Source organism: Pedobacter quisquiliarum (assembly GCF_014642175.1).
Lineage (GTDB): Bacteria > Bacteroidota > Bacteroidia > Sphingobacteriales > Sphingobacteriaceae > Pedobacter > Pedobacter quisquiliarum.
Genome location: NZ_BMIL01000006.1, coordinates 136,749 through 159,344, shown reverse-complemented (window position 1 = coordinate 159,344; position 22,596 = coordinate 136,749). Strand labels below are relative to the sequence as shown.

The window sequence follows — 22,596 nt, the reverse complement described above, 5'->3', positions numbered from 1 at the left end:
TAAAGATACCCATACCATCCATAAATTAAAAGGAAACCTCATTCGTCAACCGCCTTGAACCACCTGTTTCGAGGATTGACCTGATCAGCTGCTCATTCTCTGGCGTCTGCTTCGTAACCACCACAGAGTCTACAGAGAAAGCGATTAAAGCTTCATCAACCGATAATGTACCATCCGCTGAGTCCTTCCGTCCATTGAATGGAAAGGTATCCGGGCTGCGTTGGCATTGACTGTTCAAATTGATTCTTCCGATCTGGTTCGCAAGTGTATCAATCAATAGCGACACCGCATCCGTATCCTGGCTGAAGATACTCACCTGCTGCCCATAAGGGGAGTTCATGATGTATTCGACCGGTTCCGACAACGCGGTAAATGGCACAATCGGAATAACTGGACCAAACTGCTCTTCATGGTAAATCTTCATAGCACTGTTTACAGGATACAGCACTGTTGGATGTACGAAGGATTCATAGATGGCTCCACCCCCATCTGCAGCATTGAGCACGTCAGCGCCTTTTGCAAGCGCATCATCAACACAGGCTTTAAGGTATGCAGGCTTCTCCGGCTCTGCCAAAGGGGTGATCGTAATGCCTTTCTGCCAAGGTAAGCCAATGCCGATTTGCTTCAGCGCTTCTACCAGAATCTGATTGAAGGGCGCTACGATTTCATGATGTACAAAGAGCACTTTCAAGGCCGTACATCGCTGTCCATTGAAGGATAGTGCGCCAGCAATAACTTCCCTGACGGTGTGTGTTAGGTCTGCATCAGGCAGGATGATTGCAGCATTTTTAGCATCTAGTCCTAGGACGGACTTCAAGCGGTTGGATTTAGGGTGCATTTTCTTCAGCGCATCCGCTACCCTGCTGGAGCCAATCAGGGCAAGCACATCAATTTTGCCGCTTTCCATGAGCATCGGTACAATGTCCCTGCCCCTGCCATAAACCGTGTTCACCACGCCTTTAGGGAAACAGCTTGAGAATGCTTCCAATAAGGGTTCAAACAACAGGGTGCCGTGTTTAGGTGGCTTGAACAGGATCGTATTACCCATGATCAGCGCCGGGATCAAGGTCGTGAAGGTTTCGTTTAGCGGGTAGTTAAAAGGTCCCATACACAGGACCACGCCATGGGGAACTCTTTTGGTCTGCCCGATAAAGCCCTGCGTGACCTGGAAGGCATTGGTCTGGTTGGATAGCTGTTTTGCCGAGCGCACCGTCTCATTGATATAGTCGATCGTCCGGTCAAATTCCTTCTCCGCATCGGCGACTGTTTTGCTGATTTCCCAGACGATTAGCTTCACAATCTGCTGGCGCTGGGCCTTCATCTCGGAAACAAATCTGGTCAGGTGCTGAATCCGCTCGTTGATGTGCATTGCCGGCCATGCCCCACGACCGCCGTCGTAAGCACGAACTGCAGCATCAAGCGCCTCCTGCGTTTCCTTTGTCGTGGCTATGGGGTAACTTCCGATGAGCAGCTGCTCCGTTGCACCAGTTTCCTTGTTGGAGATCAGAATTGGCGAATAGACCTCGTGGAAGTCTCCCGTCCATTCCCGCAGTGCTCCATCAATCAGGATCTGCTTCTGATGCAGCGGCGATTCGATTCGGATATCTTCTGGAATGTCCGCCAGGGTTGAAAATAAGCTCTTAAGGTCTTTACTAATGGGATTCGTCTGCTCTGCCATATGGATGCTGCTTTCTACTAAGTTCCGATTCTTCTAATTATTTACAAATACGTGAATAGAATTGATATAGGCGGGTTTTACCGGCTTTTGATGAGCGAATTGTAATATTGGTCGGATTTTACCCGCCTGTCTACACAGCTTTCTAAGGTATTTACTCTCAGAATGGATGTGTTCCTGTTTTCCGATTATTCGAAATTTGTAGATAAGGTAAGATGACGCCATTTCTCGAATGCCGCAGCCTCTTCCTTTCGCTTATTAATCACGAGCTCATACGTGTCTGGACCTAATAGAAGATGCAGCGGTGGTTCCTCCATCTCGGAGAGCTTCAGCAAGATGCTTACGAGTTTGTCGGGATCGCCGGGCTGGGTGCCACTGGCTTTAGACCAGGTCTTTTCGGCTTCATCTACACCGTAAGCAGGTATTCTGTGCTGCACATACTGGATGGAGTTCATGAACTCGGTCCTGAATTGCCCTGGTGCCACAACCGTAGTTTTGATGCCAAATGGCTTAACTTCCTGTGCCAGCTCCTCGGTAATGCCCACCATGGCGAACTTTGCGGCATTGTAGCTGGAGGCATTCCCAAAGCCTAAATAGCCTGCATTGGATGAGATGTTGATGATGTGTCCGGAGCCTTGCTGGCGCAGGTGCGGCATTACGTTACGGATGATGTTGACCGTAGCTTCAGTCCCATGCCTTTTGAGGCGCCGGTAACCAGCCATACTTTTCCTTGCTTTGCTTTATCTGTCATTTTCGGTTCTGTTTAGATTACAAACTTCAGCCTTTAACAAACTGCAAAAGTATCCAGATCACTGGAAGATGTGTTTACATCCCGGATTTCAACATCAATCCCTTCTGATGATTTCCTTCCGGTGATTCAATCCCCATGCGGTAAGGTTATCAATGATGGTCTGTAAGGTCTTGCCGTGCTTGGTTAACCGGTATTGTACCGTTACCGGGTGCGTGTCTAACACCGTACGTTCTACCAGCTTGTTGGTTTCCAACTCCTTCAGTTCCTTGCTCAGCATCTTGTTGGAGATGCCGACAACATCATTCAAGATGTCTGAAAACCTTCGTTTATTGTAGTGACAGATCGACGAGATGATGTAGATCTTCCATTTTCCACTCAATACATCCATGGCGTCATGAATGGCCATCATCTCCTTCTTGCGGTCTTGTTCATAGTGCTTATCGCATTCCATATGTTACCTGGTTACTTCTTGGTTACTGTTACTTTTAGTTACAAAGTTACAAATCTATATAGATTTGCAGCTTAAATAAATAAACAAGTCATGAATAAATTAGAGAACAAAGTTGCGATTGTTACCGGCGCTTCAAAAGGCATAGGTGCATCAATCGCCAAACACTTCGCAGCAGCAGGTGCTAAAGTCGTAGTCAATTATGCGAGCAGCAAAACTTATGCAGACAAAGTGGTTGAAGAAATCACCGCCGCAGGCGGTACAGCCATCGCCATCCAGGCAGATGTTGCCCAAATAACGGATGTCGTCAGGCTCTTTGAAGAAACCGGCACTGCTTTCGGCACTTTGGATATTCTGGTGAATAATGCAGGCGTTTACCAGTATTCACCCATAGAGGAGCTTACGGAAGAGAACTTCCACCAGCAGTTCAACATTAACGTATTGGGTTCGCTGCTCACCATCCAGGCGGCTGTGAAGCAATTTGGCGATAAAGGTGGCAACATCATCAACATCAGCTCTGGTGTTAGCAATACGCCGCTTGCTTCAGGTTCCGTTTATTCGGCCACGAAAGCAGCACTGGATGCCATCACCATAGCGCTGTCGAAAGAATTTAGTGGAAGAAACATCCGAATTAACTCCATTCTGCCGGGTATTGTTGCCACAGAGGGTTCAATTAGCGCTGGCTTCGTTGGTTCTGAAATAGAGACAAAGTTCGTTGCAACAACACCGCTGGGTCGCACTGGTTTACCGGAGGACATCGCGAAGGTGGCCGTCTTCTTAGCTTCCGATGACGCAGGCTGGATCACCGGAGAGAAGATCTCGGTATCAGGCGGTATATACGGACTTTAATAGAATTCAACAGATTATTAAAAATAAAATGGAAAAGTTAAAGAATAAAGTAGCTGTAATTACCGGCGGCAATAGCGGCATTGGTTTCGGCATCGCAGAAGCATTCAAAAACGCTGGTGCTGTGGGCAGCATCACCGGAAGAAATGAGGAAACCTTGAAGCGTTCAACTGATGCACTTGGTACTGCCTTCATCGGCATCAAGGGTGAGGTGACCAGCCTTGAAGACTTGGAGAACGTTTTTAAGAAAACAGCCGAGCGGTTCAATAAGATTGATGTGCTGGTTGTAAATGCGGGTGGTGTTGTGGATGGCGTACCTATGGGTGCGATTGCAGATGTGACAGAAGCACAATACGACCAGTACATGGATCTGAATTTGAAAAGTGTGTATTTCACCGTGCAGAAAGCCTTGCCTTACCTGAATGATGGGGCATCCATCATCCTCATTGGCTCGAGTGCGGCACATCGGGCGGCGCCAAGTATGGCCATCTATGGTGCCGCAAAAGCAGCGGTCATCTTCCTGGCGAAAGGTCTCTCGCTTGATTTGTTATCCAGAAAGATCAGGGTCAATGCACTTTCTCCAGGCTCCATAGATACCCCCGTATTTGAGAAGTTCCTGCCGCAGGAGCAGCTGGAGCAGGTTAAACAAATCTGGAGGGACATCACACCGGTAGGTAAACAGGGGCTTCCTTCAGATATCGGGAATGCTGCTGTGTTCCTGGCATCGGATGAATCTGCCTTTGTGGTGGGTACAGAACTACTCTCTGATGGTGGTCTTACGAACATCAGCCTTATGCGTTAACCAATTTGTGAACCATGAATTTAGTAAATTCAGGAGATTATCAACTATTTCATTAATTTAGATTCATCTTTAGACCCACTGATTAAACAACCATGAGCCTGATGTATCTCCCCTTCGCGATTGTTGCACTGTTTTCTTTCTCAAAGAAGATTAAGGATGTGGTTCTGGCTTCCCGCCGACAAGATGTTGCGCAGGTAAAAGTGCACAGCTTGTTCCTGTTCCTCATGGTGGTTGTTGTGGCGGTTGTTTATAAGTTTTTATAAGCTGATTGGAACGCATCTCTAAATTCCTATTTTTCGCCATTATTGCAGGACTATTATCATCATCCTGTTCCAACAAAGAGCAGAGCTTACAGGGCGATATTGAAGTCCCGAAAAGAAGTTCACACCCGCTTACGCAGCAGGCTTATACCCTATTAGACTCCGGGGAGCTCGACAGCGCATTTATCATCTTTAATCAGGCAAGAGCAATATACCTGCAGAAACGGGATAGCTTTATGCTCGGGACTACGCTAACGAACATGGCACTTATTGCTACCGAAGCTGGAGATAGCTTCAATGGTCAGGAATACAGTTTGGAAGCCTTGAAGTTCTTTAATGCTGCAAAGGAAGCGCATTCACCTTATATCCTCTCCAATTTAAATAACCTTGGTATTGCATCTTACGACCTAAAAAAATACAAGGCATCTCTGGAGTTTTATAAACAGGCATCATCATTCATAATCGATTCGGCAGCTTTACATATTTCCAAAAACAACATTGCTAACGCGTACAGGGAATTGGGGCAATATGATACGGCCATAAAGATATACGGGGAAGTTTTGGCCAGGAATCCAGTTGAAGTAACCAAAGCGCGAACGCTTACCAATCTGGCAAAGACGCGATGGCTGAAACAAGCTCGCTATAATCCCATACCGGTGTACATGGAGGCATTAGAAATCCGTAAGAACGTACACGACCTATGGGGCGAGAATTCAAGCTATTCCCATTTGGTGAGCTTTTACAAGCGTTCCAATCGGGACTCGGCCTTGCACTATTCAGATTTCATGTATAAGCTTGCTTTGAAGCTTAGAAATCCTGATAATGAATTGGAGACGCTTAGTTACTTAGCCGAGCTAGCGCCATCGAATCCCTTCTATCTGAAAAGGTACTTGCAACTGCAGGATAGTTTATCAACGGTGCGCAATGCTGCTAAAAACCAGTTCGCGTTGATCAGATATGAGACGGAAAAGCACAAGTCGGAAAACTTAAAACTGGAAAGGGAGAATACGCAACAACAGGTAGATATTCTTCGGAGAACTGTCGGCCTGTGGGCAGCTGCGTTTGGTTTGATTGCTACAGTTTCGATTTTCTCCCTTCGGTATCGCCGTAGAAAGCGGCAGCTTGCGGAACAAGCCGATCGGGCCATTCGGGAAAGTAAACTAAAAACATCTAAGGAAATCCATGACGTAGTAGCCAATGGGTTATATCGGATGATGTCGGAACTGGAATATGGTGATGAAATTAACAAGGAAAAATTAATTGATCAGATTGAGAATCTTTATGAGAAATCTCGTGGGATATCCCACCTTGTCGTTGCTGAACCAGCGAAGTTGTCGGCTCAACTTTATGAATTAGGCTCGTCATTTTCAAATGAGCACCTCAGTATCTCAATGGTCGGTCTTCAGGAGGATATGGACCTCAAAATCAATGAGCGGATTGGAAATGAACTACTATTAATCGTGCAGGAGCTACTTGTAAACATGAAGAAACACAGCGCTGCGAGAAGCGTGGTCTTGCGTTTCGAAATAGATCAGGACCGCTTAAACATCAACTATCGGGATGATGGTGTTGGTCTTGAAATGGAGTCGACCGATCATAGGGGTTTATTTAACATAGAAAGCCGTATAGAGGAGCTGTCTGGCCGGTGTAAATTTGACCACCACGAACATGGTGGCTTACAGGTTGCCATATCAGTTCCTTTGAACGTATAGCTCCGTATGTTTCAAAATGTATGGCAACACTTACTTCCAGGTTCTTCTGAGAAAACGGAGCCAGTTGCCGTGCATCAGTTTTTCGACATCCGCTTGCTTGTAGCCCCTGCTGGCAAATAAAGCTGGTACTTTGTTCAGGTCTGCAATAGTTTCCAGATCGTACGGACACTGTTCGGTGCCGAAGCCACCGTCTAAATCGGACCCAATGCCGACGTGATCTGTATTACCGGCCAACTGACAGATGTGGTCGATATGATCAATCATCACTTCCAGATTGCAGTTTGTGCCCCTTGGCGTGGAAGTCCCCCGCACCCAGTCTGGCACCATCATCCAGGCATCCAGCGCAGCGCCGATCACAGCACCACGGCTAATCAGTTCTTTGATCTGCTCGTCGGAGAATTGACGGTTATGGTTTACGAGTGTCCTGCAGTTGTTGTGTGAAGCCCAGACTGCGCCATTGAAATGATCCATGGCATCCCAGAAACTTTCATCACTCAGGTGCGTGGCATCGAGAATGATATTCAGCCGCTCCATTTCCGCCAGCAACGCATAAGCATCTGGCCCCAACTTGCCTGTCGCATTAGTGCCCTGTGCATACCGCCCCGGACCGTAGTGTGCCGGTCCGACTGCTCTTAACCCGTACTGGTGGGCAATTTCAAGATGACCTACATCGACTAGCGAATCTGCGCCTTCCAGGCTGAGGATGTAGCCAATCGGCTTTGTTTCGGCTGGGAAATCACTTTGCCATAATTCAAGATGTTGTTCCAGTCCTTCCAGATCCTTCACCTGCACCAGATCTCCCGTGGCTTCCATCGCTTTGTACCAGGCCAGTTGACCCTGGGTTTGCGCCCAAGCCTGCTCGGGTGAATGCCAGCCAGGTAACGGATTATCTGGCGCCACATAGCGCGCGATTTGGGTAGCTACAACGAGGCCGATGCCCCCTTTTCGGAGTTCCGGGAAGCTGACTACCGCATTGCCGCGATCGGGTTTGTCGGTGAGGCCACGCTCCCGCTCGTTTATGGTTTCAATTGGAAGTCGCAGGTCGCGGTTCCATTCCATCGCGTTCATGCTTAAGTCTAAATGGGCATCTATGGTAAACATTGGTTCTCGGTTTAATTTTGACCTTCTATTATTAGCTTGTTCTTTTTAGAACTAAATGCTATCTCTTCAATTATCTTGTTTGAAAAGAACCAACCTATTTGTTCTATTAGCAGTCTTCTTTTTACGTACTAAATGCTATCTCTTCTATTAGCCGTGTTTTTTTTCTAACTAAATGGTATCTCTTCGTTTTCTGGATCTGATCGGCCAGAGTTGCGGCGTTCGATCTGCTGCAACACTGTAGGCATAATCATAAAGCGCTACAGTGGGGCAAATATGGATTGGTAGGCCGTAAAGCACATCACCTATTTTATAGCGGTGGTTTTCGCCAGCGTCGAGCACCAGGTGTTCTTCACTCTGACTAACGGGTACAAGCTTCGGTGCATTAAGGAAGGTTATCCGGTTTGAAAGTATGTTTTCTGCAGCCACAGCCTTATGCCCAAGGTCGGTGCAGATCAGGTTCGGCGCTGGCAAAGAAACTACCCTTGTTACAACCAGTGCAGCTGTTAGGAAATCCTGTTCTCGGAAGGCCTGCTGATAGCCATGATCCCAAAGTGCAAACGTACCAGGACTACATTCAAAATCACTCTCCTTCGCATATATCGGGAAGCCTGGCGTACCACCCGCAACGATCGTTGGTTTATGCTGCTGTTCAGTTTCCAGCTGCTGTTGAAGTGATTGAAGTAGCTGAATGATTTTCCTTACTTCCCTTTGCCTTATGCTGAAATCTGCTTCATGGATGTGCCCATCGTAGGCATGCAGGCCCAGCAGGTTTAAGTGTTCATCAGTTCTTAAAGCCTTATAGAGTTCCGGCACCGCTTCCGGCAGGATACCTGTGCGGTTCATGCCAACATTAACATCAATGTATATGGAAACACGCAGATCGTTCTCTTTTGCGGCTAATGCGATGTTCTCCGCGGCTTCCAGGTTATCTGTTATACAGGAAAATCGCGTTGCGGGAAACCTTTTCTGCAAGACCATGAAGCGTTGGATGTTTGGCCCCACAGGTTGATAGGCCAGTAATACGTCTGGCGCTTCACAGGATCCAAGCATCTCGGCTTCTGCGATGGTGGCGCATTTGAATTTTTTCAATCCCGCCTGGAGCATCAGCCTGGTCACTTCCGCAGATTTATGGGTCTTGACGTGCGGGCGCAATCTTGCTTTATGATCGATCATGCCGATCAACCTTTTGATGTTCTCCCGGATGAGGTCTTCATAAAAGACCAGCCCAGGTGATTCTACAGCGGGCAGATCATCCAGTTCATACCAGTTTGATTTTATCATGTTTTTTGGCTGCTGAGCAATTGTTTAATGAAGTTCGAACAAGGCTTCGATTTCAACAGGGATGTTGTCAGGCAATGAACCAAAGCCTACGGCACTTCTTACACCAATGCCGTTTTCTGGTCCCCAAATTTCCGCGAAGAGCTCACTGCAACCATTGATAATGAATGGATGTTTCTCGAAATCCGGCGTACAATTAACCATGCCCAATACCTTGATCACGCGTTTCACTTTGTCCAGGCTGCCAAGGTTCGCCTTGATGGTCGCCAGCATTGTTAGTCCCACTTGTCTTGCGGCAAGCTTCCCTTCTTCTTGTGTCATCTCACTCCCGATGCGGCCAATGATGAGGCTCTTATCGTTATTTACAGGTCCGTGGCCGCTGAGATAAAGCTGTTTGCCATCAATAAGGCATGGTTTATAAACGCCAAGTGGTGCTGGCGCGGGTGGAAGTGTTAATCCCAATTGCTCGAAGCGCTGGTCTGCGGTTAGATTTTCCATTTATGGTTGTTTAGGTTGGGTTTTTACTTGATTATTCTTGTCTGTTGTTTATTTACAGGCCTCCATTTAAGCTTTAGAAGCCATTAAGCTGCTGGCAATTTACAAAAGCGCGTGGAGAATTAAAACGCCGATGAGGCCCATGACGCCTACGATGGTCTCCATAAGTGCCCAGGAACGGAAGGTATCCCGCAGACTGAGGTTGAAGTATTCCTTGAAGAGCCAGAATCCGGAGTCGTTCACATGGGAGAACATCAGGCTTCCGGCACCAACTGCAAGTACCATCAGGTTGGGATCTGTATGGGCGCCGGCCATCAACGGGAAGATGATGCCTGCGGTCGTTAAGCCCGCCACCGTTGCGGAGCCCACCGCAAAGCGGATCAAAGCGGCAATGAGCCAGCCCAGGAACAGCGGTTCTATGGAGATCCCCTTCAGATAGCTGGCAATTTCCACGCTTACACCGGTTTGTACGAGTATTTCCTTCAGCGCGCCAGAGCCTGTGATGATCAGCAGGATCATTGCAACATCCTTCACGGCCTCGGTATAAAGCGCCATGATGTCGTTCATCTTCTGCCCACGGCGGATACCAAGCAAGTAAGTCGCGATCATCAGAACGGTGAGCATCACGATAGATGGGTTGCCAATGAAGCTGATAACTGGTCCCAGGGCTGAACCCGGAGGCAGGGTCAGCGGAAGAAATGAGGCAAACGCGAGTAGTAAAACCGGCAGTAGTGCGGTAAACAAGCTTACCCAACGGCCCGGCAGTGCCTCTTCAGGAAGTTCTTTGGTTCTAAACGATGCCAGTGGTTTTGCTTCTATATGTTTCAGCGACTTCGCGAATATGGGTCCACCAACAACAATCGCCGGTATGGCGACGATCATGCCATAAAACAGCGTCAGCCCCATATTGGCTTCAAACTGCACGACCAATGCTGCGGGTGATGGATGCGGCGGAAGGAACCCGTGTGTTACAGAAAGCGCCGCGAGCATGGGTAAGCCGATGTAAATGGCGTTGAGTTTGTAGCGGTAGACAACGGAGAAGATCAGCGGCACCATTAGCACGAAACCAATGCCGTAGTACAGCGGTATGCCGATGATAAAGCCGGTGATGACCATCGCCCATTGGATGTGCTTCTTGCCGAAGGTCGTCATCATTACTTCCGCAATCTTCTGCGCCGCGCCGCTTTCCGCAACAAGCTTGCCCAGCATGGCGCCTGTTGTGATGATGATGACCAGCGAACCCAGCACATCACCCATCCCCTTTTCAATGGCGCCGGCAATTTTGCTGAGCGGTAAACCCAGGCTGATTCCGGCAATGATGGACACAATCAGAAAGGACAGAAAAGCATTGATCTTGAATACCGAGATCATCACGATCAACAGCAAGATGCAGAGGAGTACGGCAAGTATGGTCATCAACTAAATATCATTGTATTTAATTAATAATCAAAGTGTAAATGCGTGTTGATTAAGTGGCCTCAGCTTTCTTGCTGTTATAACATTTAGATTTTGGCTACAACATCATCAGATTCGGCTACATCGACGCACCATGTACTTCCCACTTTTGTTATAGATAAAACCTCAATCGATAAATCATGGAACAGAAAAACAAAATTGCTTTAATTACCGGTGGAAGCCGCGGCCTGGGAAGAAACATGGCATTGGCAGTCGCTAAGAAAGGCTTAGACGTCGTGATTACCTACAACGCTAATAAAGCGGCTGCAGATGATGTAGTTGCACAGATCAAAGAACTTGGTCAATCTGCTGTAGCATTTCAGCTGGACACCAGCAACACGGCACAATTTGATGGCTTTGTAAGGGAACTTACAGCGCACCTGGAAAAGGAAAATGGTCATGCAAACATTGATTATCTCGTAAATAATGCGGGTACCGCTTTGTACTCCCCGATCACCGACACCACGGAGGAGCAAATGGAAGCGATCTTCAATATCCATTACAAGGGCGTATTCTTCTTAACGCAGAAGATGTTGCCTCATATGAATGACGGTGGCGGCATTGTCAACATCTCCTCCGGACTTACCCGTATTTCCATGCCCGGCTCATCGGTTTACGGCTCCTTGAAAGCTGCCGTGGAAACACTGACCCGGTACATGGCGAAAGAATTGGGTGGCCGCAAGATCCGGGCGAATGTCGTTGCCCCTGGTGCCATTGCGACGGACTTCGGCGGTGGCCGCGTTCGTGATAACCAGGAACTCAATGATCAGATTGCCAGCTTCACCGCACTTGGACGGGTGGGTTTACCAGATGACATCGGTGGTGTAGTCGCCTTCCTTTGCAGCGATGAAGCCTTTTGGGTGAACGCACAACGGATTGAAGTTTCCGGTGGCCAAGCCATTTAATGCTATACGCGTCGCACATAGAATTATTAAACATTGCTTAACTTTAAAGTATGACACCGCACCGGATTAAAACCATCAGCGAATTTCACAGCATATTTAACCTGCCCAAGCCCGAGCATCCGCTCATTAGCGTAGTAGATTATGCATTGCTTGTGAAAGCTAAAAGGGACACCAACATTATGGTTACCGTTTCTGATTACTACTCGATCTCTGTGAAGCGGGGTTTAACACATAAGATGCGCTACGGGCAGCAGGAGTATGATTTTGATGAGGGGATGATGTATTTTCTCGCGCCGGGGCAAGTGCTCCATGCTACGCCGGTGACCGATACGGATGTTCAAGCCTCTGGATGGATCCTACTCATTCACCCGGATTTTCTCTGGCATAGTCCGCTTGCAGACATGATGCAGCGCTACGAGTTCTTCGATTATACGGTCCACGAAGCCTTGTTTCTTTCAGACAAAGAGGAAGTTGTGCTTCAGAACATCATCGATAACATTAAACAGGAATACCATTCAAATATCGACCGCTTCAGTCAAAACATCATCATATCACATCTGGAAACGCTTCTGAATTATGCAGAGCGGTTCTACCAACGCCAGTTCATTACGCGCAAAATCACGAACAACCAACTGCTGGACCGACTGGATAAGTTGCTGCGGGGTTATTTCCAGGGGGATGATCTTCTGAATAAGGGTTTGCCGACCGTACAGTATGTTGCTGATGCACTGAATGTTTCTCCGGGATATTTAAGCAGTTTGTTGAAGGTGCTCACCGGACAAAGTACGCAGCAGCACATTCACGAGAAGCTGATTGATAAGGCGAAAGCGCAGCTTTCAACGACAGAATTGACGGTCAGTGAGATCGCATATGGCTTAGGCTTCGAACATCCGCAGTCGTTCAGCAAGCTGTTTAAGTCCAAGACAAACGTGTCGCCATTGGAATTCAGGGCTTTTTTTAACTAGCCTGCTTTGCGCTCCAAACCAGATCAGTTATATTTGAACATAGAGACGAGCGTTTTAATGGAGCATTAAATACAAGATAAATGGACGACTCACGTGTTTATAAGATGACTTTTGCTAGTGTATATCCACACTACATTGCCAAGGCGGAGCGAAAAGGACGCACTAAAGCGGAGGTTGATGAAATCATCTATTGGCTAACCGGGTATGATGAAAGGGCACTGCACCGCATTCTGGAAGATAAAACCAACTTTGAAGCATTTTTCGCAGAAGCGCCCAATATGAATCCGAAGGTTTCAGAGATCAAGGGTGTCATCTGCGGATACCGTGTAGAAGAGATTGAAGATCCGCTTATGCGAAACGTTCGTTACCTGGATAAGCTTGTCGATGAGCTTGCGAAAGGAAAAGCAATGGAGAAAATCCTTAGAAAATAGACAAGCTATATCGCTATTATCGGTGAGATTGCTAAAGGGAATCAATGGAGAAGATCCTTAGAAAATAGACAAGCTAAATTTTCTTGTTAATCAAAAAGCCGGTATGAAATCGATCATACCGGCTTTTAAAATCTAGTAAAGTTATGTTAACCGCATTTTGAAGATCCGCAATCTTTGCAGGTTAAGCAGCCTTCCTGATAATGTAAATTGGTGGAGTTACAGTTCTGACACTGTTGCTTTTTAGCCTCCGTACCATCCGGCACATAACGCTTCAATGCACGTGCAACACCGTTTTTCCAGGTATTGATGGCTTCATCCAGTTGCAGGCTGTTAATTAAATCAACAACTTTCTCAATAGCCATTCCATGTCTAAGCGTACTTGATATCAGCTTTGCATAGTTCCAGTATTCCGGATTGAACTTGTACGAAAGCCCTTCGATGGTGGTTTTATGACCACGTTTGTTCTTGTATTGGAAATCGTAACGGGAATTACCATCTGCATCGCGGTTCTTGATGATTGAACCATCATTTACCCATCTCGGGATCAGAATGCCATCTTCATCATCGGCGAAGCCGGTAAAGATCTCGTAAGGTTTTCCGTCAATTAAACCGATGAATGCAATCCATTTATCTTTGCTGTTTTGGAAACGTACAATTTCAGCATCCAGAACAGTTGGTCTGGTGGTTGGGAAAACGCTGTCGGTAGCGTCTGCAGCTGGTGATTCTTTCTTCTCAGTGTTTGCAATAAGCACACCTGAACGGGAACCATCGCGGTAAACGGTTACACCTTTACAGCCCGATTTCCAGGCTTCCATGTACAGTTCGCCAACAACTTCTTCAGTAACATCAGCTGGCATATTGATGGTCACGCTGATGGAGTGATCTATCCATTTCTGGATGTCACCCTGCATGCGCACCTTTTTCAGGTAATCTACATCGTTAGATGTTGCCTTGTAGTACGGCGATTGCGCAACCAGCTCGTCAAGTTCTTTCTGGGAGTAGTTCTTTGTAAGATCCTTACCGTTTACCTCCATCCACTGCTTGAAGCGATGGTGGAAAACCACGTACTCTTCCCAGGAATCCCCAACTTCATCAACGAAGTCTACACGTACGTCTTTATCATTGGGGTTCACCTTTCTTCTGCGCTTATAAACAGGCATGAATACAGGCTCAATTCCAGAGCTGGTCTGAGACATCAAGCTGGTTGTTCCAGTCGGCGCGATGGTAAGCAGTGCAATATTTCTACGGCCATGCTCCAGCATTTCATAGTATAGCTGTGCATCAGCTTCTTTAAGGCGTAAGATGAATGGATTGTTCTTTTCGCGCTCTGCATCAAAGATGCTGAAAGCACCTCGCTCTTTGGCCGTATTTACGGAAGCACGGTATGCTTCAAGGGCAATAAATTTATGGATTTCAATGGCGAATGCAGTTCCTTCGTCACTTCCATAGCGAAGGCCCATGGCAGCAAGCATATCGCCTTCAGCAGTGATGCCGATACCGGTTCTTCTGCCTTCATTTGCTTTAGTCTGAATGTTGATCCACAGGTTTTTCTCTGTGCGTTTTAGTTCTTCACCCTCTGGATCGTCGTCAATTTTTTGAATTATTGCATCTATCTTCTCAAGTTCAAGATCGATGATGTCATCCATAATGCGTTGCGACGCGTGAATGTGCTTCTTAAATAAGTCCCAGTTGAATGCAGCTTCCTTCGTAAAAGGCTGCTCTACATAAGAGAAAAGGTTGATGGCAAGCAATCTACAGGAGTCATATGGACACAATGGGATTTCTCCGCAAGGATTTGTAGAAACCGTTTTATAGCCAAGATCAGCGTAGCAGTCAGGCACCGATTCACGGATGATGGTGTCCCAGAACAAGATGCCGGGCTCAGCCGAACGCCATGCATTGTGAACGATCTTTTTCCAGAGCACTACCGGATCAATGTCCTTCGTGTAAACTGGATCTTTGGATAACACCGGATATTGCTGTCTGTAGCTTTCGCCGGATTGTACGGCTTTCATGAACTCGTCGTCGATGCGCACGGAAACATTGGCTCCGGTCACCTTGCCTTGTTCCAGTTTCGCGTCAATAAAGCCTTCGGAATCGGGATGTTTAATGGCCACGGAAAGCATCAGCGCACCTCTTCTTCCATCCTGGGCAACTTCCCTGGTGGAATTGGAAAAGCGCTCCATAAATGGTACGATCCCGGTTGATGTCAATGCGGAGTTTTTTACCGGAGAGCCTTTCGGACGGATATGCGATAAATCGTGACCCACACCCCCACGGCGTTTCATCAGTTGTACCTGCTCCTGATCTATTTTCATGATTCCACCATAGGAATCAGAATCACCTTCATTGCCAATGACAAAGCAATTTGAAAGCGAAGCGATTTGATAAGGGTTACCAATCCCGGTCATCGGGCTACCCTGTGGAATAATATATTTGAAATTCTTTATAAGGTCAAAAACTTCATCTTGAGTTAATGGATTTGCATAGCGCTGTTCAATACGAGCAATTTCACTTGCGATACGTCGGTGCATATCGTCCGGATTCTTTTCAAAGATGTTTCCGTAGGAATCCTTCAGTGCGTATTTGTTAACCCAAACGCGGGCGGCAAGATCATCCCCCTTGAAATACTCGAGAGAAGCTTTGTAAGCTTCATCTGCGGTGTAGGTGACTTGTTTTTCAGCTTGCTTTTCTAGTTCCATAATGAAAAGGTGATTAAAGTGATTGCTTCAAATCTAATCAAAATGAATATTTATTCACGTCATTCAAAAATAAAGTTGACAAGAAATACTTATAACCACTTGATATACAATGATTTTAATTTTTAAGAAACTGAAAAAGTTTACATATTTTAAAAACGCGCTTTCAGCTGTTGTAAATCCTTGTTTACCAGCGCGTGGCGAATTTGCTTAAAACCTCATTCACAGCTAGGAGACAGAAGTACCAGGGTTTTTCTACTCGTCGGAGGGATATTTCGTGTTCAAGAACTTTACGGTGGCCACAATAAGTCCCCTTAAAGCATCCACATCTACATCTGAAAGTCTCTTGATGTAGATACATCCTTTTCCCATTTTGAACTTGCCCAGGCGCGACAAACATGCCGCATGTTCTTCAGTATCTGCATAGGCGTATAGCGAAATGGCGGCTTTTCTTGGCGAGAATCCGACGAGTGGCCAGTCGCCCTCTTGCTTACTTCTGTCCGATTTATAATGGTAGCTGCCAAACCCAATCATCGTTGGGCCCCACATCTTTGGTTCAAAGCCCGTAACTTCTTTCATCAGTTCAAGCAGCTGGAAACCGTCCACTCTTTTTTGTTCCGTATCAGCAAAGTCCCTGATGAATGATTCAACATTTGCTTCCGTTTGTTTGGTTTTCAATTCAGCCATAATAAAAGATTAACATGATGTCCCCTGCCGCGCGAAGTTCAGTGCAATCTACGAGTGATTTTAGCCAGCAGTTCGATGTAATTTACAAGTTTGTTTCGCCACCTGCATATATGTGCAACGACGATTTGGGCAAATACCCGAACTGGATCAACTCGCGAGGATCTTTGATCACCCTGGTGTTACCCTGATCCATCAACACAATCCTCGAAGCGATGTCCAGCACATTCGGGTAATCATGATCAGTGATTACAAATCCCTTTACTGCTTCATGTTTTTGTATAATGGTCTTCACCGCCGTGATCTGCAATGGCGATAGCCCATTAAAAGGTTCATCCAGCAGGAGGTACTTCGCCTCGGAATGCACCAGGAGCAAGATTTCTATTAACCGCTTTTCACCGCCCGAGAGCTGCGCTACCTGCTTTTCGAGATGTGGTTGTATTAAGGGATCAGCCATAACTAAACCCCTGGCAGCTTTACCGCAAAAACAGCTAATTAGGTATTTGATCTTAATGTGGGCCGGCAGGAAGCTATCCTGAGGTAGGTATTTGATCAGATCTCGTCCTGAAAATAAGGAAGGCATCAATCGCTGATCAACGGATACGAACTTGTTATCTGCTGAAAGGGTACCGAAAATAATCTTTAACAATGAGGATTTCCCTGAGCCATTTCTGCCCAGTAGGCCAACAATCTCCCCTGTTTTGCAGGAAAGGAAAATATCATTTAGGACCTGGCGGTCGCCATATTGTTTGCGTATGCTGTCAGCATGCAGTCCACTCATAGGAACATAATTGAAAGTCCGACCAGGATGCTCATGATGAGCGTACTCACCCACAGTACCAGGCGGCTTAAGCCAAGGTTGTAAAAGAAATAGTATTCTCCCGGACTATTCACTTCATAACTTAGATAATGAAATACAGGTGTCAGAAAAATGAAGGCGAAGCCTGTTCCAATGAAAAAAGGTACACTCCCGGAACCCAACCCTGCCAGAAACAGGGAGAAAAGTAACGATGCTACAACCAGTTTCCAATAGAATAGACATAAACCCCTTGCGATGCGCATAATATAACTTTGAGGAAACAAGATAGAAAATAGAATCTATTCTCATACCAGACCAGTACTAAGAACAACGATGTGGTCCAGCTTTAAAATAAAAGCACGGTAACCATAAAAAATTTATTCGCCGACATACTAATCACCAAAGTTCGGCGTATTTATATGCGAGAGCGTTAATTAAATGAGGCGGTAATGGTCGGAGATCATTGCCGCTTCTATTTTCTAACAGTTCGATCTCCAAATACCTGCTTTATCCGCTTCAATGCGCCAAACCGCCCGCTGATTTTACCGATTACATTATCTTCTGCTGCCTGAATGTCGGGAATGCTTGAACCAGACTCCAGTTGTTTCGGATAGATAATCAGGAAGCTGTTCTGCTCGAAATAAGTGATCAGGTAGTGCGGTAATTTGTTTAGCTGTCTCAGGTACGAGATGTTATCCTTTCTGGAAGAGATGATTACAAACAAGTCATTCTTCTTAATCTCTCTTGAGAAAATCAGGAAGTCATCCCAGTCGGTAAACTCCTTAAATAACATAGTCAATTGCGGATATAAGCGTTGACTGGCCACCTGAATCTGTGTCAATGTATTTTCTGCGCCGTAGAAGATTGTTGCAAAGCCACTCTGTTCTGCAAGGGTGACGATATTACTTAGCCAGTGCAAAAATCCCGGCTCCAGCTCGGCCCTTGGTGGCACAACAACCAACATCCTTTTAATGGTATTAATCGGCTGATGTGGCTTGTAAATATGCACCGTTTCCCGGACACGTTTCAAGATGTTCTCTGCTTTAAGCCCCAAGAAGTCTGTCCGTGCAGCGTTCTGATGGAGTCCAATAATGACGTCGGTAATGTTGTACTCCTTTATTGTATAAACAATCCCATTACTTGCGCTTGCATCAAATCGCGTCAGCGGAATGATGGAGTTGTCCGTCGCTGAGGCATGATTTATCGCTTTGTCCAGCAACTTCTTCCCAAGTTCATGATTCGCCCCGTTGGGATCTTCTTCGTTTACCACATGCAGCGCAAAGATATCACTGTTGCTTTTCTTAGGTTTAAACATCAGTCCCAGGTCGACCATGCTGGCAATACTTTCCGGGTAAGCCAGTGAAAGCAGGATCTTGCGGTCTTCCGCTCTCGCGGCTTGCTGTGGGGTATCTGCAGCTTCCAAGGCCAGTTTACTGGAAGCACTTTCTACCACAAATGAACTCACTGCACAGCTTACCAGAATCAGGAGAATCGTTCCATTCAAAACATCTTCGTTAAGCAAGCGTATGGGCTCCCCTGTTGGAGCCTCTCCGATGATGATGTTATAACCGACCAAGATGATGGCTAAGGTCGCAGCTGCATGCGACGTGCTCAGTCCGAAAATAAGGTTACCCTCCGTTTTACTTAGCTTAAATGCTTTCTGTGTAAGTTTTGCAGCAACGTATTTCGTCACAATGGCAACCACAGTAATGGTACCTGCAACTTTCAAGGCACCCCAGCCACGTACAATGATAGAGACGTCGACCAGCATACCTACGCCCAGCAGGAAAAACGGAATAAACAGCGCATTACCAACGAAGTTAATCCTGTTCATTAATGGTGAGGAGTGCGGCACAAAGCTGTTCAGCACCAGGCCGGCAAAGAATGCCCCGATAATGGCTTCAAGCCCGGCTGCCTCTGCTAAAAACGAAGCCAGGAATACCGTTGCCAGTACAAACACATACTGGGAGACACTATCCTCATACTTCTTAAAGAACCATCGTATCACGATTGGAAACAGAAAGAATACCACGCACACAAATACAATGGAAGAGAATCCGAGTTGTATCCAAAAGGCGCCCGATACTTCATCTTTGGTAATCCCAGCAACACCGGCCAAAATCAACAAGGCCAGAATATCGGTAATCATGGTACCACCTACCGTCAGGGTTACCGCTTGTTTGCTGGATAAGCCATATTGACTCGCAATTGGGTATGAAACCAGCGTGTGCGTTGAAAACATGGACGCCAGCAGCAGCGAGGATAAAAAACCATAGCCCAGTACGTAGTAGCACGCCAGAATACCCACGATGAGTGGCAGCACAAAAGTTGTAAGTCCGAAAAAGATAATCTTATTCCTGTTCTTTCGGAATTCCGAGAGGTCAATCTCCAGGCCCGCCAGAAACATGATGTATAATAGCCCCACCGTACCAAAAAGTACAATACTGCTATCCCTGCGCAACAGGTTAAGTCCATGTGGACCGATCATAACGCCGGCCAGAATAAGGCCGATGATATGCGGTACTTTTATCTTACTGAAAACAATCGGCGCGAATAAAATTATAAACAGCACGATGGTAAAGATCATCACCGGATTGCTCAGGGGTAAGGAGAAGTCTATACTTAATAATATCATATGGTCTAATCCTAAAGTTTGTTCAAGTTCAGTCTATAGAAGATTTTACATCCCCCCGCTTGTGTTACCTCACGCCTGCCAACCATGTTGCCATTCTCTGCTGGTGTGAGCACGATGGAAATTGTTGTGCCCGCGGAAGAAGCGCCTGAATTTAACTGCATTTCCTGACCATTATACAAGCCGGTATATAGCGTATTTACCGCGCCATCAGCCAGTCCTTCTACAATAAAGAGATCATTCCGGTAAGCAATGTTCCATTGCTCATTGCGCACGTCACCGATAGCTGATCCGGAACAGTTTGTTTCCACACAGGTCATCTTTACCTGCCACTTCCCAGTTAGGTTAGGGTTCACAATGCCTTCCGGCATGTTCGTGTTTGTAGTATCCAGCATCTGCTCGCGCTTATCCAGCTCCTGCGCTTTCAGGTTCAATTCGCGTTCTTTAATCACAAGCGAGTCGCGAAGTTTATCTAAGGCAAGGTTGCGTTCTTTAAGTTTCTGCTCCTGCTCATTGCTGCAGCTGAATAAAAGTATGGTCAAAAGGAAAAGCAAGATTTTCTTCATAGCACGTGAATTTTTCTCAAATATACTGTCTTTTAAATGAACGCATTTCGGCGTCCTTTGTTGGCGGTATTATGCTGTTTCGCAGCTTAGGCCATAGTTTGGATTGAAAATTGCGAAATGTTCAATGTAATAAACCCAGAACCGATGAAAAAGATCAAGCTATTTTCCGCAGCAGACATAACCACTTTACAAGCCCAAATCAACGATTGGTTGGCCATGCATAAGGATGCGCACATCCTGGAAAGTAGCATTACAAGCCTGGCGGCCCCTGCAGGTGCTTTAACTGACGCTGCCCAGAAAGGCGAATATGCCTTCTACTTCCTGTACACGCCCGCAACAGAGCGCGAGGAAGAAAGTGTGATTGCAGCAACGAAACAGCTTCCTGAGGAACTGACCCAAGCCATCAACAACATCACCGAGGCAAATTAAAGGCCTTAGTTCCGGAACCGCTTGCTCAGGTACCTTCTCACCGGAAGGTCGTAGAACCGCATGACCAGATAGGCGAACAATACCAACACCACCACCCCACCGATGATTATCGCAGTTACGGTAGTAACGTCTGGCTTATAAGTGGTAAAGTAGTACAGGAACATCCACATCACCGGATAGTGTGTCATGTACAATGGATAGGAAATATCAGCTGAAAAGCTGCAAAGCTTTTTAAGTGCAGCTGAAGTTGTTGTTCCAGCACCCAAGGCAATCAGCAGTGGAAAATACAGCAGCACGATCACCAATTCTGCCTTCCAACCCCAGGCGAAAGGTACCAGGAAAGCCAGAAGCAGTAACGCTGTCATTCCGGCGAAGCCGAGACCAGAACGTATAATCAGGTTGAAGCGAAAAATGAGCATCCCTGCTAGAAAAGAATACGAGATTCTTGCGGCACCTTCCCAAAAGTTGTCGCCGTTCCAACCCCCTAGCAATGATCCGGAATGCTGTGCAACATACATCAACCAGGCTGCAGCAAACAAGCATAAAACCAGGATAACATTCCGCCTAAGTCTAATGAGAACTAAAGCATAAACGATGTTCGCCACATATTCCCAGAATAAGGACCAGGATGGTGCATTTAAGCCGAAGAGATTAAAGAATCGCTCCTCCATTACCGGATAAGGGATCAGGAATATAGCAGTAAAGAATAACGTCAGGATCTTGCCCGCGTGTTTTATGCCTGGTTCTACACCAAAAGGATCAAACAAGTAAGCCAGTAAGCCAAGTACCCCACCCAACACGACAAGTGGATGCAGCCTGATGATTCTGGCTTTAAAAAAGGCCATAAGCCCCATGCCTTGAAGCCGGTCATCATAGGCATATGCCATAACAAACCCAGACAAACAGAAAAAGAAATCTACTGCCAAAAAGCCGTGGGCGATAAAGTTTTTCGTGAAATCTGAATATGCAATTTCCATGAAATGGAAAACCACGATTGCGATGGCTGCAACACCCCGGAGTCCGTCGAGCGTTGAGAAATGATGCTTGGATTGAAGTTTAGTTGTAGAAATTGTTTCTGTAGTCATTTAGTCTAATAAGTGTGTTTTGCCAACTAATATAGGCATATCGATCGATTGAGGCCGTTTTCCCTGCCCCGGCACTTTGTAACGATTATAATAGAAGTGTCAAAATGGACGGAAGACTAAGGCCCTATTGGCTTTAAAGTTACTTTTGGCGCATCAATGAATGCCGCATACACACTAGTCTTATCTCTTTTTCTACTTTTCAATGGGGGACATGGTGCTTTCAAGAAAAGCACGCTGTATAAGATTCCTTTTATCGCGGTAGCGCAGCAGGGTGAACACTTGCACAAACACGCCAGCGTTCGCACCAGTAATTCCGATCTGCGCTCGGCTGCACACGACATTGTTTTCATAGATGATAGTAATGATAATCCCGACTCTTCCCTATTCGGAGCATTGGATTTCATCCTGCTGTCTACCTTCTGCATCTTTTTTGCCCTGCGGTTTGGAAGCCCGCAACGCTCGCTTCCACTTTGCCTTTCCCCAAATTATGCAGGTACCTGTAAATACCTGAAATATCGTTCCATAAGGATTTGAGATTGTAGCGCCACCACGACTATCGCGGATGTATTACACATACC

At 46.4% G+C, this 22,596-nt stretch carries 23 protein-coding genes; 9 read left to right on the top strand and 14 right to left on the bottom strand.

Annotation, left to right across the window (positions count from 1 at the left end):
- Positions 1–25: 25 nt before the first annotated feature.
- From IEW69_RS10335 to IEW69_RS10325, 3 genes are all read right to left on the bottom strand, one after another.
- Positions 26–1,678 (bottom strand): NADP-dependent glyceraldehyde-3-phosphate dehydrogenase, encoded by a 1,653-nt coding sequence (locus tag IEW69_RS10335; RefSeq protein WP_188626779.1) that lies wholly within the window; start codon positions 1,676–1,678, stop codon positions 26–28.
- 185 nt (positions 1,679–1,863) lie between these two features.
- Complete coding sequence (locus IEW69_RS10330; protein ID WP_188626778.1) at positions 1,864–2,397, bottom strand: SDR family NAD(P)-dependent oxidoreductase; 534 nt, start codon at positions 2,395–2,397, stop codon at positions 1,864–1,866.
- Between the two features lie 123 nt (positions 2,398–2,520).
- The gene (locus IEW69_RS10325) at positions 2,521–2,877 is read right to left on the bottom strand and encodes a winged helix-turn-helix transcriptional regulator (RefSeq protein ID WP_229663589.1); all 357 of its coding nucleotides are present in this window, start codon (positions 2,875–2,877) and stop codon (positions 2,521–2,523) included.
- 90 nt (positions 2,878–2,967) lie between these two features.
- Here IEW69_RS10325 and IEW69_RS10320 point away from each other — a divergent pair, with 90 nt between their 5' ends.
- The 4 genes from IEW69_RS10320 (at position 2,968) to IEW69_RS10305 (ending at position 6,494) form a co-directional block, all read left to right on the top strand.
- Positions 2,968–3,723: an SDR family NAD(P)-dependent oxidoreductase gene (locus tag IEW69_RS10320; protein WP_188626777.1), complete on the top strand. Its 756-nt coding sequence runs from the start codon at positions 2,968–2,970 to the stop codon at positions 3,721–3,723.
- 28 nt (positions 3,724–3,751) lie between these two features.
- The gene (locus IEW69_RS10315; protein WP_188626776.1) at positions 3,752–4,522 is read left to right on the top strand and encodes an SDR family oxidoreductase; all 771 of its coding nucleotides are present in this window, start codon (positions 3,752–3,754) and stop codon (positions 4,520–4,522) included.
- 92 nt (positions 4,523–4,614) lie between these two features.
- Positions 4,615–4,785, top strand: coding sequence for a hypothetical protein (locus tag IEW69_RS10310; protein WP_188626775.1), 171 nt, complete (start codon positions 4,615–4,617; stop codon positions 4,783–4,785).
- 5 nt (positions 4,786–4,790) lie between these two features.
- Complete coding sequence (locus IEW69_RS10305; protein ID WP_188626774.1) at positions 4,791–6,494, top strand: ATP-binding protein; 1,704 nt, start codon at positions 4,791–4,793, stop codon at positions 6,492–6,494.
- Between the two features lie 30 nt (positions 6,495–6,524).
- Here the strand turns inward: IEW69_RS10305 and IEW69_RS10300 are convergent, their stop codons facing one another.
- The 4 genes from IEW69_RS10300 to IEW69_RS10285 form a co-directional block, all read right to left on the bottom strand.
- A complete protein-coding gene (locus IEW69_RS10300) occupies positions 6,525–7,595 on the bottom strand; it encodes a dipeptidase (protein ID WP_188626773.1) in 1,071 nt (356 codons plus the stop codon).
- Between the two features lie 168 nt (positions 7,596–7,763).
- Positions 7,764–8,876, bottom strand: a complete 1,113-nt coding sequence (locus IEW69_RS10295) for a D-TA family PLP-dependent enzyme (RefSeq protein WP_188626772.1) — start codon at positions 8,874–8,876, stop codon at positions 7,764–7,766.
- 24 nt (positions 8,877–8,900) lie between these two features.
- Entirely contained in the window at positions 8,901–9,371 is a 471-nt protein-coding gene (locus IEW69_RS10290) for a RidA family protein (RefSeq protein WP_188626771.1), read from the bottom strand.
- A 99-nt stretch (positions 9,372–9,470) separates the two neighbouring features.
- A complete protein-coding gene (locus IEW69_RS10285; RefSeq protein ID WP_188626770.1) occupies positions 9,471–10,784 on the bottom strand; it encodes a gluconate:H+ symporter in 1,314 nt (437 codons plus the stop codon).
- Positions 10,785–10,963: 179 nt separating this feature from the next.
- Here IEW69_RS10285 and IEW69_RS10280 point away from each other — a divergent pair, with 179 nt between their 5' ends.
- The 3 genes from IEW69_RS10280 to IEW69_RS10270 all read left to right on the top strand — a co-directional run bounded on the left by IEW69_RS10280 (position 10,964) and on the right by IEW69_RS10270 (position 13,124).
- On the top strand, positions 10,964–11,728 hold the full coding sequence (locus tag IEW69_RS10280; RefSeq protein WP_188626769.1) for an SDR family NAD(P)-dependent oxidoreductase: 765 nt from the start codon (positions 10,964–10,966) through the stop codon (positions 11,726–11,728).
- A gap of 50 nt (positions 11,729–11,778) precedes the next feature.
- Positions 11,779–12,693, top strand: coding sequence for a helix-turn-helix domain-containing protein (locus IEW69_RS10275; RefSeq protein WP_188626768.1), 915 nt, complete (start codon positions 11,779–11,781; stop codon positions 12,691–12,693).
- An 80-nt stretch (positions 12,694–12,773) separates the two neighbouring features.
- Positions 12,774–13,124: a DUF2200 domain-containing protein gene (locus IEW69_RS10270; protein ID WP_188626767.1), complete on the top strand. Its 351-nt coding sequence runs from the start codon at positions 12,774–12,776 to the stop codon at positions 13,122–13,124.
- 146 nt (positions 13,125–13,270) lie between these two features.
- Here IEW69_RS10270 and IEW69_RS10265 read toward each other — a convergent pair whose 3' ends face one another.
- The 6 genes from IEW69_RS10265 to IEW69_RS10240 all read right to left on the bottom strand — a co-directional run bounded on the left by IEW69_RS10265 (position 13,271) and on the right by IEW69_RS10240 (position 20,504).
- Positions 13,271–15,826: an adenosylcobalamin-dependent ribonucleoside-diphosphate reductase gene (locus tag IEW69_RS10265; protein ID WP_188626766.1), complete on the bottom strand. Its 2,556-nt coding sequence runs from the start codon at positions 15,824–15,826 to the stop codon at positions 13,271–13,273.
- A gap of 252 nt (positions 15,827–16,078) precedes the next feature.
- Positions 16,079–16,510 carry a DUF1801 domain-containing protein gene (locus IEW69_RS10260; RefSeq protein WP_188626765.1) on the bottom strand — a complete coding sequence of 144 codons (432 nt, stop codon included), beginning with the start codon at positions 16,508–16,510 and terminating at the stop codon, positions 16,079–16,081.
- 82 nt (positions 16,511–16,592) lie between these two features.
- Positions 16,593–17,288 (bottom strand): ATP-binding cassette domain-containing protein, encoded by a 696-nt coding sequence (locus IEW69_RS10255; protein WP_188626764.1) that lies wholly within the window; start codon positions 17,286–17,288, stop codon positions 16,593–16,595.
- Positions 17,285–17,569: a hypothetical protein gene (locus IEW69_RS10250; protein ID WP_188626763.1), complete on the bottom strand. Its 285-nt coding sequence runs from the start codon at positions 17,567–17,569 to the stop codon at positions 17,285–17,287. The genes IEW69_RS10255 and IEW69_RS10250 overlap by 4 nt, the downstream gene beginning before the upstream one ends.
- A gap of 209 nt (positions 17,570–17,778) precedes the next feature.
- Positions 17,779–19,941, bottom strand: coding sequence for a cation:proton antiporter (locus tag IEW69_RS10245; protein WP_188626762.1), 2,163 nt, complete (start codon positions 19,939–19,941; stop codon positions 17,779–17,781).
- Between the two features lie 11 nt (positions 19,942–19,952).
- Positions 19,953–20,504, bottom strand: coding sequence for a hypothetical protein (locus tag IEW69_RS10240; RefSeq protein ID WP_188626761.1), 552 nt, complete (start codon positions 20,502–20,504; stop codon positions 19,953–19,955).
- 144 nt (positions 20,505–20,648) lie between these two features.
- Between IEW69_RS10240 and IEW69_RS10235 the strand changes: the two genes are divergently transcribed.
- Positions 20,649–20,933 (top strand): hypothetical protein, encoded by a 285-nt coding sequence (locus IEW69_RS10235; RefSeq protein ID WP_188626760.1) that lies wholly within the window; start codon positions 20,649–20,651, stop codon positions 20,931–20,933.
- A gap of 5 nt (positions 20,934–20,938) precedes the next feature.
- Here IEW69_RS10235 and IEW69_RS10230 read toward each other — a convergent pair whose 3' ends face one another.
- Positions 20,939–22,018, bottom strand: a complete 1,080-nt coding sequence (locus IEW69_RS10230; RefSeq protein WP_188626759.1) for an acyltransferase family protein — start codon at positions 22,016–22,018, stop codon at positions 20,939–20,941.
- Between the two features lie 156 nt (positions 22,019–22,174).
- Here IEW69_RS10230 and IEW69_RS10225 point away from each other — a divergent pair, with 156 nt between their 5' ends.
- Positions 22,175–22,552, top strand: coding sequence for a hypothetical protein (locus IEW69_RS10225; RefSeq protein WP_188626758.1), 378 nt, complete (start codon positions 22,175–22,177; stop codon positions 22,550–22,552).
- Positions 22,553–22,596: the final 44 nt, after the last annotated feature.

Bases quoted from the DNA above. Each gene is read 5' to 3' on its own strand.
- IEW69_RS10335 (WP_188626779.1), bottom strand. From the start codon at position 1,678: ATGGCAGAGCAGACGAATCCCATTAGTAAAGACCTTAAGAGCTTATTT.
- IEW69_RS10330 (WP_188626778.1), bottom strand. From the start codon at position 2,397: ATGGCTGGTTACCGGCGCCTCAAAAGGCATGGGACTGAAGCTACGGTC.
- IEW69_RS10325 (WP_229663589.1), bottom strand. From the start codon at position 2,877: ATGGAATGCGATAAGCACTATGAACAAGACCGCAAGAAGGAGATGATG.
- IEW69_RS10320 (WP_188626777.1), top strand. From the start codon at position 2,968: ATGAATAAATTAGAGAACAAAGTTGCGATTGTTACCGGCGCTTCAAAA.
- IEW69_RS10315 (WP_188626776.1), top strand. From the start codon at position 3,752: ATGGAAAAGTTAAAGAATAAAGTAGCTGTAATTACCGGCGGCAATAGC.
- IEW69_RS10310 (WP_188626775.1), top strand. From the start codon at position 4,615: ATGAGCCTGATGTATCTCCCCTTCGCGATTGTTGCACTGTTTTCTTTC.
- IEW69_RS10300 (WP_188626773.1), bottom strand. From the start codon at position 7,595: ATGTTTACCATAGATGCCCATTTAGACTTAAGCATGAACGCGATGGAA.
- IEW69_RS10295 (WP_188626772.1), bottom strand. From the start codon at position 8,876: ATGATAAAATCAAACTGGTATGAACTGGATGATCTGCCCGCTGTAGAA.
- IEW69_RS10290 (WP_188626771.1), bottom strand. From the start codon at position 9,371: ATGGAAAATCTAACCGCAGACCAGCGCTTCGAGCAATTGGGATTAACA.
- IEW69_RS10285 (WP_188626770.1), bottom strand. From the start codon at position 10,784: ATGACCATACTTGCCGTACTCCTCTGCATCTTGCTGTTGATCGTGATG.
- IEW69_RS10280 (WP_188626769.1), top strand. From the start codon at position 10,964: ATGGAACAGAAAAACAAAATTGCTTTAATTACCGGTGGAAGCCGCGGC.
- IEW69_RS10275 (WP_188626768.1), top strand. From the start codon at position 11,779: ATGACACCGCACCGGATTAAAACCATCAGCGAATTTCACAGCATATTT.
- IEW69_RS10270 (WP_188626767.1), top strand. From the start codon at position 12,774: ATGGACGACTCACGTGTTTATAAGATGACTTTTGCTAGTGTATATCCA.
- IEW69_RS10265 (WP_188626766.1), bottom strand. From the start codon at position 15,826: ATGGAACTAGAAAAGCAAGCTGAAAAACAAGTCACCTACACCGCAGAT.
- IEW69_RS10260 (WP_188626765.1), bottom strand. From the start codon at position 16,510: ATGGCTGAATTGAAAACCAAACAAACGGAAGCAAATGTTGAATCATTC.
- IEW69_RS10255 (WP_188626764.1), bottom strand. From the start codon at position 17,288: ATGAGTGGACTGCATGCTGACAGCATACGCAAACAATATGGCGACCGC.
- IEW69_RS10250 (WP_188626763.1), bottom strand. From the start codon at position 17,569: ATGCGCATCGCAAGGGGTTTATGTCTATTCTATTGGAAACTGGTTGTA.
- IEW69_RS10245 (WP_188626762.1), bottom strand. From the start codon at position 19,941: ATGATATTATTAAGTATAGACTTCTCCTTACCCCTGAGCAATCCGGTG.
- IEW69_RS10240 (WP_188626761.1), bottom strand. From the start codon at position 20,504: ATGAAGAAAATCTTGCTTTTCCTTTTGACCATACTTTTATTCAGCTGC.
- IEW69_RS10235 (WP_188626760.1), top strand. From the start codon at position 20,649: ATGAAAAAGATCAAGCTATTTTCCGCAGCAGACATAACCACTTTACAA.
- IEW69_RS10230 (WP_188626759.1), bottom strand. From the start codon at position 22,018: ATGACTACAGAAACAATTTCTACAACTAAACTTCAATCCAAGCATCAT.
- IEW69_RS10225 (WP_188626758.1), top strand. From the start codon at position 22,175: ATGAATGCCGCATACACACTAGTCTTATCTCTTTTTCTACTTTTCAAT.